Annotated in this window: 13 protein-coding genes and 1 tRNA gene; 9 read left to right on the forward strand and 5 right to left on the reverse strand. The window is 68.9% G+C overall.

Annotation, left to right across the window (positions count from 1 at the left end):
- Nucleotides 1–24 precede the first annotated feature (24 nt).
- Together CK500_RS08875 and CK500_RS08880 are read right to left on the reverse strand one after the other, a co-directional pair.
- Nucleotides 25–657 (reverse strand): protein sorting system archaetidylserine decarboxylase, encoded by a 633-nt coding sequence (locus tag CK500_RS08875; protein WP_095636875.1) that lies wholly within the window; start codon nt 655–657, stop codon nt 25–27.
- A 2-nt stretch (nt 658–659) separates the two neighbouring features.
- Entirely contained in the window at nt 660–1,709 is a 1,050-nt protein-coding gene (locus CK500_RS08880; RefSeq protein ID WP_095636876.1) for an AAA family ATPase, read from the reverse strand.
- A gap of 385 nt (nt 1,710–2,094) precedes the next feature.
- Between CK500_RS08880 and CK500_RS08885 the strand changes: the two genes are divergently transcribed.
- The 4 genes from CK500_RS08885 (at nt 2,095) to CK500_RS08900 (ending at nt 6,569) form a co-directional block, all read left to right on the forward strand.
- Nucleotides 2,095–3,252, forward strand: a complete 1,158-nt coding sequence (locus CK500_RS08885; protein WP_233139050.1) for an ABC transporter substrate-binding protein — start codon at nt 2,095–2,097, stop codon at nt 3,250–3,252.
- Between the two features lie 30 nt (nt 3,253–3,282).
- A complete protein-coding gene (locus CK500_RS08890) occupies nt 3,283–4,305 on the forward strand; it encodes a carbohydrate ABC transporter permease (protein WP_394338252.1) in 1,023 nt (340 codons plus the stop codon).
- Nucleotides 4,302–5,249 (forward strand): carbohydrate ABC transporter permease, encoded by a 948-nt coding sequence (locus CK500_RS08895; protein ID WP_095636879.1) that lies wholly within the window; start codon nt 4,302–4,304, stop codon nt 5,247–5,249. Before CK500_RS08890 ends, CK500_RS08895 begins: the two co-directional genes overlap by 4 nt.
- Nucleotides 5,250–5,417: 168 nt before the next feature.
- Nucleotides 5,418–6,569 (forward strand): ABC transporter ATP-binding protein, encoded by a 1,152-nt coding sequence (locus CK500_RS08900; RefSeq protein ID WP_095636880.1) that lies wholly within the window; start codon nt 5,418–5,420, stop codon nt 6,567–6,569.
- Nucleotides 6,570–6,609: 40 nt separating this feature from the next.
- On the opposite strand, the gene CK500_RS08905 is transcribed toward CK500_RS08900, so the two are convergent.
- The 3 genes from CK500_RS08905 to CK500_RS08915 all read right to left on the reverse strand — a co-directional run bounded on the left by CK500_RS08905 (nt 6,610) and on the right by CK500_RS08915 (nt 8,351).
- A complete protein-coding gene (locus tag CK500_RS08905; RefSeq protein ID WP_095636881.1) occupies nt 6,610–7,290 on the reverse strand; it encodes a hypothetical protein in 681 nt (226 codons plus the stop codon).
- Between the two features lie 102 nt (nt 7,291–7,392).
- Nucleotides 7,393–7,812 carry an SHOCT domain-containing protein gene (locus CK500_RS08910; RefSeq protein WP_095636882.1) on the reverse strand — a complete coding sequence of 140 codons (420 nt, stop codon included), beginning with the start codon at nt 7,810–7,812 and terminating at the stop codon, nt 7,393–7,395.
- Between the two features lie 59 nt (nt 7,813–7,871).
- Complete coding sequence (locus CK500_RS08915; RefSeq protein ID WP_095636883.1) at nt 7,872–8,351, reverse strand: DUF192 domain-containing protein; 480 nt, start codon at nt 8,349–8,351, stop codon at nt 7,872–7,874.
- Between the two features lie 61 nt (nt 8,352–8,412).
- Between CK500_RS08915 and CK500_RS08920 the strand changes: the two genes are divergently transcribed.
- The 5 genes from CK500_RS08920 to CK500_RS08940 all read left to right on the forward strand — a co-directional run bounded on the left by CK500_RS08920 (nt 8,413) and on the right by CK500_RS08940 (nt 12,508).
- Nucleotides 8,413–8,486, forward strand: a tRNA-Val gene (locus CK500_RS08920).
- A 361-nt stretch (nt 8,487–8,847) separates the two neighbouring features.
- Nucleotides 8,848–10,029 carry a Fic family protein gene (locus tag CK500_RS08925; protein WP_095636884.1) on the forward strand — a complete coding sequence of 394 codons (1,182 nt, stop codon included), beginning with the start codon at nt 8,848–8,850 and terminating at the stop codon, nt 10,027–10,029.
- A gap of 80 nt (nt 10,030–10,109) precedes the next feature.
- Nucleotides 10,110–10,790: an HVO_2922 family protein gene (locus CK500_RS08930; RefSeq protein WP_095636885.1), complete on the forward strand. Its 681-nt coding sequence runs from the start codon at nt 10,110–10,112 to the stop codon at nt 10,788–10,790.
- Between the two features lie 7 nt (nt 10,791–10,797).
- Nucleotides 10,798–11,271, forward strand: coding sequence for a DUF5518 domain-containing protein (locus tag CK500_RS08935; protein WP_095636886.1), 474 nt, complete (start codon nt 10,798–10,800; stop codon nt 11,269–11,271).
- A gap of 49 nt (nt 11,272–11,320) precedes the next feature.
- Entirely contained in the window at nt 11,321–12,508 is a 1,188-nt protein-coding gene (locus tag CK500_RS08940) for a DNA primase (protein ID WP_095636887.1), read from the forward strand.
- The last annotated feature ends 5 nt before the right edge of the window (nt 12,509–12,513 follow it).

A 12,513-nucleotide genomic window follows, 5' to 3' on the forward strand; every position in this document is an offset into this window, starting at 1 on the left:
TTCAGTCGCGTTTGGCGACGAAGTTCAGTCGCGCTCCGCGACGATCGTCTCGCCGGCACGCACCGCGTCGCCCTCGCTCACGAGGAGGTCGCCCTCGTCGATGTCGGCGGGCAGGATGACGTCCGCCCGCGAGCCGAACGAGACGTGGCCGACGCGCTCGCCGCGGTCGACGGCGTCGCCGGGCTCGACCGAGGGGTGGATCCGGCGGGCGAACCAGCCGGCGATGACCAGCAGCTCGTACTCGCCGAAGTCGATCGCGACCTGCTCGTTGCGGTCGGACTCCTTGTCGAACGCGGGCCGGTTCGCGCCGGGACGGTGGCGCACCTCGCGGACCTCGCCCGCGAGCGGCGCGCGGTTCACATGCACGTCGGTGACGTTCATGAACACGCCGACGCGGAGGCGCTCGCCCTCCTCGCGCACGACGCTCACGGTGCCGTCCGCGGGGGCGACGACGACGCCCTCCGCGTCGGGCGTCGAGCGGTCGGGGTCGCGGTGGAACCAGAGGACGCCGAGCGCGAGCGCGAGCAGGCCGACGCCGACCGGCGGCAGGAGCGGGAGCGTCGCGGCCCCGAGGAGCGCGGGCGCGAGCGCCAGCCGCCACGCCTCGTCGACGACGTCGAACGGGAGCACCGCCGAGAGCGGGGGGTTCCGTCCCATCGTCAGGCCTCCGCGGGCTCCCGGAGGTCGGGGCGGAGCTCGGTTCGCCCCGCCGCCCACGCCGCGAGCAGGTGGACGAGGTGGGTCCGGTCGTCGAGCCCGTCGACCAGGTCGAGGTCGGCCTCGCCGGCGAGGACGTGGAGCCGCGCGAGCTCGTCGCCGCCGTACTCGGAGCCGGCGCGGGCGACCCGCAGGGTCTCCCGGAGCAGTTCCCCGCCGTCGTACCCGCCCTCGTCGAGCAGGTCGTCGAGGGTCGAGCGCGCGTCCTTCAGGTCGCCAGCGCGGGCGTCGGCGAGCGCCTCCCGGATCGCGTCGTCGTCGCCGACCTCGCCGAGCGTCTCGTAGGCGGTCGACATGGTGATCTCGCCGCCCTCGACCGCGGTGGCCTGCGCCGAGAGGATCGCCTCCCTGAGGTCGCCGCCGGCCGCGCTGGCGACGAACTCCAGCCCGTCGCCGTCGTAGTCGACGCCCTCGCGCTCGCAGATCGTTTCGAGCACGTCGATCGCCTCGTCGGTCGTCGGCGCGCGCACGCGGACCGGGAAACACCGCGAGCGGATCGGCGCGATGAGCTTCGACGGCTGGCGGGTGGCGATCACGAACTGCGTGGTGCGGTGGTGCTGTTCCATCACCCGCCGGAGCGCCTGCTGGAAGTCCTCGCGGATCGCCTCGGCGTTGTCTAGGAGGACCGTCTTGTACTCGCCGGACATCGGCGCGTACGACGCCGACTCCTTCAGCACCCGGTTTATCATGTCGCGTTTCGCCATCCGGCTGCGTCCCTGCAGGAACCCCTCGAAGCGGGGGTCGGTCCGGATCTCCTTTTTCGTCCGGCCGAAGAAGTCGGCGACGTTGATCTCGATCAGATCGGCGTCGGGGTTCTCGTGGGCGGCCCGGGTCAGCGCCCGCGTGGCCGCCGTCTTCCCGACGCCGGGCGGTCCCTGAACGACGAGGTTCATCGGCTCGTCGACCGCGCGCTCCAGCCGCTCGCGCGCCTCGTCCTGACGGATCTCGTCGAGCGCCGGAGCGTGCGCGTCGATCCACAGCGGTCCCTCCATACCGCGTCTTCCGGGCCACGCGCTCAAGAATCGGTCGGTCCGCCCGCCGAGTCGAACACCGGTTCGGTACACCGATAACAGCGGCCGCGCATATCGATGTGGAGACATTATTAACAATCGGAGTAAACGAACATCAATCGTTAAGTACCGGGAGTAACCATAAGCATTGTACATGTCACAAGACAGTCGATCCGACGCTGACCGTCTCACGCGCCGCCACTACGTGGCCGGCGCCGGTACCCTCGCAACCGTGGGAATCGCCGGCTGTGCCGGCGGCGACGGCGGCGACGGAAGCGACGGCAGCGACGGTTCGGACGGCAGTGACGGCTCCGACGGCAGTGACGGCTCCGACGGAAGCGACGGCGGGGCGGCCGGCCCCGTCGAGGTGCTGCACGGCTGGACCGGCGGCGACGGCGCCACGGCGGCCGAGGCGCTGGAGGAGGCGTTCAACGAGGCGCATCCCGACACCGACCTCGACATGAACCCCATCGGCGGCGGCGGCAACGAGAACCTCGACGCCGTCGTGGCAAACCGGCTCCAGAGCAACGACCCGCCGGGCGCGTTCGCCGGCTGGCCGGGCCCGAACCTCCAGCGCTACGAGGGCGCCCTCGGCAGCGTCGACGACGTCTGGGAGGAGAACGGGTTCGAAGACGCGATGGTCGAGGAGGCCATCGACCTCCACCAGCAGGGCGGGAGCTACCGCGCCGTTCCGCTCGGATCGCACCGACTGAACTGCCTGTTCTACAACGTCTCCGTCGTCGAGGACGCCGGAATCGACGTCGAGTCGCTGGACAGCCCCGCGGCGCTCATCGACGCCTTCGAGACGGTCTCGAACGAGACCGACGCGGTCCCGATGACCCACGCGATGTCGGGGACGTGGACGACGACGCAGCTGTGGGCCGCCGTGATGCTCGGCGAGAACGGCTATCAGCCGTACATGGACTTCCTCGAAGGCGACGGCGACGAGGAGGCCGTCCGCGCGGCGTTCGATCGGACCGCCGAGATGCTGGAGAACCACATCAGCGACGACGCCGCCTCGCTCAACCTGACGCAGTCGAACCAGAAGATCATCAACGGCGAGGCCGCCTTCATCCACCAGGGTAACTGGGCGGCGGGCGCCTTCCGGAACGCGGAGGACTTCGACTACGAGGACGACTGGGGCTTCAAGACGTTCCCCGGGACGGAGGGGATGTACACCCTGCACTTCGACTCGTTCCTCTACCCGGCGGACAACCCGACGCCCGAGGCCTCGAAGACCTGGTCGGCGTTCGCCGGCAGCGAGGAGGCCCAGATCGCGTTCAACCAGTACAAGGGGTCGATCCCGACGCGGACGGACGTGAGCATGGACGAGTTCGGTCCGTACCTCCAGGAGACGGCCGAGGACTTCGCGAACGCGGAGTACCGCCCGCCGAACCTCCAGCACGGACTCGGCGTCACCTCGCAGACGATGACGGCGCTCAACGAGGTCATCTCCTCGGAGTTCACCGGGCCGTACAACGTCGACGCGGCGACGTCCGGGTTCCTGGACGCGGTGTCGAACTAAGTCCACCAGATGCTCGATTTTTACCGACGATTGCACCGCGCGATCAGCCCGACCTCGGGCGACGGAGACGAGCCTCGCACCGACGGCGGCGTCGTGAGCGACGGCGCTGCGGCGAACGCCGGCTCGGGTGACGATCCGGGACCGATAGCGCGGCTCAGCGCCGCGGTCGACGACCGCTTCGGGAGCGACTTCGCCGAGTCGTCGATATTCTGGCTCCCGCCGTTCCTGCTGATGGGGCTGTTCGTCTACGGCGCGGTCATCTGGAACCTCCTCATCTCGCTGACCGACTACCAGGGGTTCGCGAACGCACCGGACTACTCGGACCTCGACTTCGAGATGTACACGCGTGCGCTCGCGGACTCCGGCTTCATCGACGCCGCAGTCAACACGCTCATCCTGTTGATCGCGTTCACGGCGGGGACGCTCGCGGTCGGCCTCGTGCTCGCGATCCTCATCGACAGGGGGATCCGGTTCGAGAACACGTTCCGGACGATCTACCTCCTGCCGATGAGCCTCTCGTTCGTCGTGACCGCGCAGTTCTGGCTGTGGATCTACAACTACAACAACGGGATCGCCAACAGCGTCATCGGCGTGTTCGGCCTCGGACCGGTGAGCTGGCTCGGTAACCAGGCCGTCGTCCTCTACGCCGTCATCTTCGCACTGATGTGGCAGTTCTCGGGGTACGCGATGGTCGTGTACCTCGCCGGGCTCCGCGCGATTCCGGACGAGCACTACGAGGCGGCCAAGGTCGACGGCGCGTCGACACTGAAGATGTACTGGCGCGTGATCATTCCGCAGCTGAAGGGCGCGACGATCAGCGCCGCCGTGGTGCTGATGGTGTTCGGCATGAAGGCCTTCGACTTCCTCTACTCGCTCGTGGGGGGGTACCGGCCGCCGAACGGCGCCGACATCCTCGCGACGAAGATGGTCCGCGAGGCGTACTCCAACTCGCAGTGGGCGTACGGCGCGGCCATCGCGATCGTCCTCTTCGGGATGGCGCTCGCGGTCATCGGCCCCTACCTCGTCTACGAATACCGGAGGAACAACCTATGACCGACGACGAACTCCGAACCGACGGAAGCGGCGCGACGGCGAGAGCGACGGGAATCCGTCGGACTCTCGATCGGCTGACTGTCGAAGACCTCGCGCTGTACGTCGTGTTGGTCTTGGCCGCGGGGTTTTACCTCGTCCCCATCGAGTCGGGACTGGTCACCTCGTTCAAGACCGGCACCGCCATCATCGAGACGGCCCCGTTCGCTCCGCCGGGAGCGTCCGGGTTCACGTTCGAGAAGTGGCGGACGGCGATCGACGCCCTGCTGCGCGGCATGGGGAACAGCCTCCTGTACGCCGTGCCGGCGACGATCATCTCGGCGCTCATCGGGAGCGTCACGGCGTACGGACTGACGATTCCGAACTGGAAGGCGTCGTACAAGGCGCTGGTGCTCGCGCTCATCATCGCGGGGATCTTCATCCCGTACCAGGCGGTGCTGGTTCCGCTGACCCAGTTCTGGTCGCAGTGGGTCCAGCTCGGCGACGCGCTCTCGTTCGTCTGGGCGCTCGGGATCGACGACGACTACGTCGGGATCGTGGAGCTCGTGATCACCCACGTCGCCTACGGGATCCCGATCTGTACGCTCCTGTTCCGGACGTACTACAAGACGATGAGCGACGAGATGATGGAGTCGGCCCGCCTCGACGGCGCGTCGCTGCGCCGCGTCTACCGGCGGATCGTCCTGCCGCTTTCCGGGCCGATGTTCGCCGTGGTGCTCATCTACCAGTTCACGCAGATCTGGAACGACCTGCTGTTCACGCTGGTGATCGTCTCGACGGAGTCGAGCCCCGCGGCCCCGGTCGTGCTGATCCTCGCCGGGCTCGGGACCTCGATGGAGGGGCAAGACTTCGCGCTCCGGATGGCCGGGGCGTTCTTCGCGGCGCTCCCGACGCTCGCGGTGTACATCCTCTTCGGCGACGAATTCGCCGAGGGGGTGGCGGCGTGACCCGTACGCGCATGCGGATGGCGTGCGACGACACCGCGGTCCGCACGCGGACGGTGTGCGACGACACCGTGGTCCGCACGCGGATCCCGGGCGGGGCCGCCGACGCCCCGAGACGGGAGTCGGCGCGACGCGCAAACGACTACTCGACAGCGACCACAACTCAAAGACATGGCAACGCTTGAACTCGATTCGGTAACGAAGACGTTTCAGGACGGCGACGAGGAGGTCGTCGCCGTCGACGACATCTCGATGTCGATCGACGACGGGGAGTTCCTCGTCGTCGTCGGTCCGTCGGGCTGTGGAAAGTCCACGACGCTGCGGATGATCGCCGGCTTGGAGACGATCACCGATGGCACGCTCAGCATCGACGACCGGGTCGTCAACGACGTGAAGTCCCAGGACCGGGACATCGCAATGGTGTTCCAGTCGTACGCGCTCTACCCGCACATGAGCGTTCGGGAGAACATGTCGTTCGGACTCGAGGAGTCGACCGACCTCCCGGACGACGAGATCGCCCGGATGGTCACGGAGACGGGAGAGCTGCTCGACATCGGTGAGCTCCTGAACCGGAAGCCGAAGGACCTCTCCGGGGGCCAACAGCAGCGCGTCGCGCTCGGCCGCGCGATCGTCCGCGACCCCGAGGTGTTCCTGATGGACGAGCCGCTCAGCAACCTCGACGCGAAGCTCCGCGCAGAGATGCGCACGGAGCTCCAGCGGCTTCAGGACGACCTCGGCGTCACGACGGTGTACGTCACCCACGACCAGACCGAGGCGATGACGATGGGCGACCGGATCGCCATCCTCGACGGGGGCGAGCTACAGCAGATCGCCGAGCCGCTGAAGTGTTACCATGAGCCGGCCAACCAGTTCGTCGCGAGCTTCCTCGGCGAGCCCTCGATGAACTTCTTCGACGTGAGGCTCGACGGCGACCGGCTGGTCGGCGACGTCTTCGAGTACCCCGTCGGCGACGACGTGCGGTCGGACCTCGGGGAGACGACCGACCTCGTCTTCGGGATCCGGCCCGAGGCGGTCGAGCTCGTCGAGGGGAAGAGCGACGCGCACGAGTTCGAGATGACCGTCGACGTCGTCGAGCCGATGGGCGACGAGAACACGGTGTACCTCCACTTCGACCCCGACGCAGACCCCGAGTCCGCGGAGACGCTCGTCGCGACGATCGACGGGTTCACGCGCGTCAGCGAGGGTGACTCGGTGGTCGCGCGGATTCCGGAAGACGCGATCCACCTCTTCGACCGGGCCACGGGCGAGGCGCTCCACAACCGGTCGATGGAGGACGCCGCCGACCAGGTCGACCTCGCCTGACCGGACGCGGACCCGAGTTCGTCGCTTTTTCCGAGCCGCCTCACCAGTAGGCGGTCCGATCGACCCCCTCGGCGAGGAGCGCCGCGGCGGCGACGTGGGCGTAGGCGCACCAGCCGAGCGCGAGGAGCGCGGCGACGCTCCGCGCGGCCGTCGCCGCGAGCGCGCTCCACGCGACGACGACGAGCACGGTCGCGCCGACCCACGCGAGGAAGTACGTGCTCGACGCCGTGCCGCGGAGGGCGTCCCGCCGGAGGCCGGCGCGGAGCCCCTCCCGAACGCTCACGACGGCCGCCGCCGGGAAGAGGTAGCCGCAGGCGACCGTGACGAGCAGCGCGGCGGTCGCGAGGGTCGCGAGGGTCACGCCGCCGAGCGCGTCCGGGACCGTCCCGCTCGCGACGACGTAGCCGGCGGCGACCACGGTGACGCCCGCGGGGAGGAGGTAGACGGCGGCGACGCCGAACAGCCGGCCGGCGATCCGGGCCGTGGAACCCGTCGCCAGCGGCGGGAACCCGTCGCCCGCGAGGACGCCCCCGAGGAGGCCGAGCCACGCGAGGAGGGGGACGACGGCGAGCGCGAGCGGCGCGGCCAGCGACCAGTCGGGCCAGAGGCGCGCCGCGAACCGGACCAGCGCCCCGCACAGCAGGAGGGTGGCGAGGCACTTCGCGGTGCCGTCGAGCCGCGTTCGGTCCGCGAGCGGGTACCGGAGCGCGTCGAGGAACACGTCAGATCCTCTCGCCGGCGCCGCGCAAAACGATGACGGTCGCGGGTCGGATCGCCCGCAGTCGGAGCGCTCGCAGAGGGTCCACGCCCGGGCACGTCGCGCTCACTCGCGGACCCGCTCGACTTCGCGTCGGAGCCCGTCGCGGACGCGCTCGGCGATGTCGTCGGCGTCGCCGCGGTCGGCGGTCTCGGCGTCTTCCGTCTCCAGCAGGCGGTCGAGCTTGCGCTCGAACTCGCGCTCGTCGATCTCGCCGCGGGCGTAGCGCTCGCGGAGCGCGCGGAGGGCGGGGTCGTCGGGGGCGTCCGCGTCGCCGCCCTCGTCGCCATCGTCCGGCAGCGGCTTCGTCAGCGTGTGGAGAACGGGCAGCGCCACGAACAGCCCGAAGAACCAGACGAGCGGCAGCGACCACCAGAGCCCGGTGACGAGCGGGGCCGCGACGCCGGCGCCGACGACGAGGAGCGCGAACATCCGCCGCCAGCGGTGGCGGACGTTCCACGCGATCCGGCGGGGGAGACCGGTCATACGTCGGTCGACGCCCGCGAGTGGCAAATCGGTTTCGTCGCGAAGCGGCGGGCGCGATCTCAGTCGAGTTCGAAGCGGAGCCGGTCGCCCGGGCCGACGCCGTTGCGCTCGCTCCACCCCCGCGGCACTTCGAGGACGTATCGGCCGGTTCCCGAATAGCGGGTGTACGGGCGCGACTCGGGCGCCGCCTCGTGGACCTCGGTGACGGTGCCGTTCGGCGCGACGAAGACGATGTCGAGTCCGAACGACATTCCCCGCATCACGTACCCGCGCTCGGCCGTCTCGTCGTGGACGAACAGCATCCCCTCGTCGGCCGCGAGCTCGTCGGTCTCGGAGAGGCCGACGTACTGCTTCGCGAGGCCGTCGGCGACGCGCGCCTCCACGACCGCGAGCGACTCGCCCGTCTCGCCGTCGACCGCCTCGACGGTCACGGTGTCGTAGCCCGCGATTAGGAGAGTCGGGTTCGCCGCGATCGCGGCGACGAGGAGGAGGGCGATGGCGGCGGAGGCGCCGGCGATCGCGAGGAGACGGCGGTTCACGGTCGATCCTCGGACCGCAGAAAGAAACCGTTTTCCGCTCCGAGCGGGTTTGAACCGGTGAGGGCTCGTGGTCTAGCTGGTTATGACGCGGCCTTTACAAGGCTGAGATCGGCGGTTCGAACCCGCCCGAGCCCACTTCCTGCGGCGAGCAATCCGCGAGCCGCAGGTGTGGCGGGCGCGGTTCGAACTACGCGAGACGAGCGAAGCGAGTCTCGCCATCGAGTTCGAACCCGCCCGAGCCCACTGTCGCTGTCGCGAGCAACCCGCGAGCGGCAGCGACATACCTGTTTGAGGGCGGATTCGAACCAGGGAACGGAGCGAGCGAAGTGAATGAGTTCGAACTCTCCGTGATCTCAGTCATACTCCACCCGGGGTTGAGCCACAGAGTGATTGAATATATACTACTCGAATACCAGCTCAGCGTTCTCTGATACGCGTTGATTGCATATGAGAGCGATAGATTCATCCATAATCCGACCGATGTGCGCTCGGATGCATGAGGGAGCGTGATTTAGGAGATACGGCCCCCGGAACGCTCGTCTCGTACGGGCGTGACTCCTACTACAAGCCCGAGCCGCTTCCGCCGTCACGGGAGCTGGATCTCACCGATCGGTTCTACGAGACGCTCGCGGACGCCACGTTCTGGCTGGGCCAGCTCAGCGGGATCAGTCGCGAACTCGACTTCCCGCCCCTCCTCTACACGTCTCTCTTGCGGAAGGAAGCGATGGAATCCGCCGAGATCGAGGGGGCAGATATCGACTACAACGCCCTCTACAGTCTCGAAACACGCGCTCTCGACGATTCGGTAGACGCCAACGCGCTCGCGTCCCGCTCGTCGTCGAAGACCACGAAGGACACGCGTGAGGTGCTGAACTACGAGCGAGCCGTCGAGGACGGTATTCGAGCGATAGACGACGGCGAATCGCTCAGCGTCGACCTGCTACACGCGCTCCACGAGACGCTTCTCAGTGGGGTCCCCGACGACCGCGTCGACACCGAGACCGTCGGAGAGTACAAGACGCGCCCGAACCACCTCGGGGACTTCCTTCCCCCAGTACCGGGCGTCGTCGATGGACTCATGGACGCGCTGATGACGTACTACCGGACGGGGGGGCGGTATCATCCCCTCATCGATATCGCGCTCTTTCACTACCAGTTCGAGACGATCCACCCCTACGGCGACGGAAACGGTCGGCTCGGACGCCTCCTGATCACGCTGCACCTGTACGATCACGGCTACCTGCAACGCCCGAACCTCTACCTGAGCGAGTACTTCAACCGGAACAAGCCGACCTACGTCGACCGGATGACGGCGGTACGGACGGACGGCGAGTGGGAGGCGTGGCTCGCGTTTTTCGTCGAGGGGATCGCCAAACAGGCCGAGGAATCCGTCACGCGCACGCTCGCGCTCGACGAGCTTCGACGGCGGTACGAGAACGAGTACGGTGGTGTCGCCTACACGAAAAATCGGCTCGCCTGCAAGCTCTTCGAACGGCCCTACCTGACGACCAAGACCGTCGCAAAATCGTTCGACGTCGACCACTCGACGGCGTCTCGCGCAATTGCCGCCCTAGAGGAAGACGGCGTTCTCGAAGAAGTTACCGGGAAAGCACGGAACAAGGAGTATCGGGCGAGAGAGATTTTCGAGATCCTCGAACGACCACCGCAGACCTACTAGTACAGATCCGCTCAGCCGTTCACCGATCAGTTGCAAACCGGCCATAGCGTTTTGTGCGCTCGCCGTGACGTAGGTCCCGCATGCCCGAAGAAACCGTTCACGAGTCGCGGAAATCTCGGAGCCGACAGGCGCTCGCAACCTACTTCCGGCGCATCGCGCGGGCACTCGGGCGCGGGGAACCGGTCCCGGTCGACGACGCCGGCACCGTGACCGTCGACCCCGCGGCGGAACAGGAGGTCGAGATCGAGCTCGAACGCGAGGACGGGACGGTCCACTTCGAGGTCGAGATGGAATGGCCGGAGGCGGAGGGCGAGATCGACGACGAGGCCGCCGCGAGCAAGGCGACCTTCGAACTGTACGCGGACAGCGCCGGCGACTGGCGCTGGCGGCTCGTCCACGACAACGGGAACATCATCGCCGACGGCGGCGAGGGGTACTCGGACAAGCGCGACGCCGAGTCCGGCATCGAGAGCGTCCAGCGGAACGCCCCCGGCGCCCACGTCGTCGACGTCTCCCGCGACGAGGAGGCGCCGGAGGAGGGGGGCAGCGACGCGACCTTCGAGCTGTTCCGCGACAAGGCGGACGAGTACCGCTGGCGGCTCCGCCACGCCAACGGGAACGTCATCGCCGACGGCGGACAGGGGTACGCCTCCAAACAGAAGGCGAAACAGGGCCTCAACAGCGTGAAGTCGAACGCGCCCGGCGCCGCCGTCGAGGAGCCGGACGACGAATCGGGCGACGAAACGGAAGAAGAGGAGTAATCGGCCGATGGTCCCCGACGACACGCCCTCCACCGACGACACCCCCTCGGACGACGGGATCGCCTCCGTCGACGCGCCCGCGACGGACACGAGTGAACCCGCCTCGAACGACTTCCTCGCGCCCGGCGACGACGCGCCCGCGGAGCTGGTCGACGTGCTCGTGTACGGGCTCGTCGGCGGGATCGCCGGCTCGGTCCTGTCGTTCGTTCCCTTCGCCACCGTGCTCGGCGGCGCGGTCGCCGGCTACCTCTGCGGCGGCCGGCCGGCGGACGCGCTCAAGACAGGCACGGTCGCCGGCGTCGTGATGACGCTGCCGTTCGCGGCCGTGGTGGCCTTCCTGCTGTTCTTCCTCGGGATCGCCGGGGCGCCCGCGGAGTTCGGGATCGTCGCGCTGTTGGTGGTCGGTCTCGCGGCCACCTACACCCTCGGGTCCGGGATCGTCGGCGGCTATCTCGGTCACTACCTCCGGGGGAGACTGTAGCCGCGGACCGCACCGCTTATTCGCCGCCCGTTGCTACCTCGGCCCGGACATGGACGCGCTCGACGCCAAGTACCCGTTCTTCGCGGCCGCCCGCGAGGCGGTCGCCGACGCCGCGGTGTCGCTACCGGAGCTCGTCGCGGCCGACGCGCCGGCGGTCGAGCGCGCCCGCGAGCGCGTGGAGCGCGCCCTGATGGACGGAACCGTCGCCTCCGAGAGCGGCGAGTTCCCCGCCGAGTCGGCCTACGACGCGCAGGCCGAACTGCTCTCGTACCCGATCGCGCGGATCCTCGTCTCGCTTTTAGACTCCGAGCCCGCCATCGAGAAGTACGCCGCCGCCGAGGCCGCGACCGCGATCGACCGGATCCGCGGGGACCTCGCGACCGACGACGAGCTGCGGTCGGTGTCGACCCCGACCGTCGCCCTCGACGACGTGCTCGCGGAGTTCGACCTCGCGGACGCGGTGCGAGCGGAGCCACCCCGACCGGCTGCGGGAGCCGGCGGGAGCGGAGGAACCGGCGGTGCGGCCGCGGCCGGCGCCGCCTCCGGGACCGGCCGCGACCCCGAGCACTACTGGATCGCCGTGGGGCCGTACCTCCGGCTCACGTCGCCCTCGTGGGGCGAGTCGTGGCGGCTCGTCAACCGCGCGCTCGCCGACGGCGAGGTGCGCGTCTCCCGCGAGGAGCTGTTGGACGCGCTCGAGGCCGCCGTCGAGGACCGGGTCCGGGAGGGGCTCCCGTTCGAGCTCGCCGCCGGCGAGGGGATCGCCGCGGAGCTCGAGTCGGGCGTCGCGGACCTCAAGCGGCTGCTCTCGGAGCGCACCTACGCCGGCCCCGTCGACGTGGTCGCGCCCGACCTGTTCCCGCCCTGCATGCGGAACCTGATCGAGAAGGCCGAGCGCGGCACCGAGCTCTCCCCGCCGGAGGCGTTCGCGCTGATGGCGTTCCTCGTCGGGATCGGCATGAGCCCCGACGAGGTGGTCGCGTTCTGCGCCGACACGAGCCTCGACGCCGAGGGGATCCGGTACCAGACCGAGTACCTCAGCGACGACCGAGGGAGCCAGTACCCGCCGCCGACGTGCGAGACGCTGGCGAACTACGGGATCTGTCACAACGAGGAGGACCACATGCAGGTCGCCGCCGACCCGCTCGCGTACTACGAGCGGCGCGTGACCGAGGCCGACGAGATCGCCGACTGGCGGGAGGAGAACGCGGACGCGACGGAAGCCGAAAGCCAATAGTCGTC

Origin of the sequence: Halorubrum salipaludis, assembly GCF_002286985.1 — an archaeon.
Taxonomy (GTDB): domain Archaea; phylum Halobacteriota; class Halobacteria; order Halobacteriales; family Haloferacaceae; genus Halorubrum; species Halorubrum salipaludis.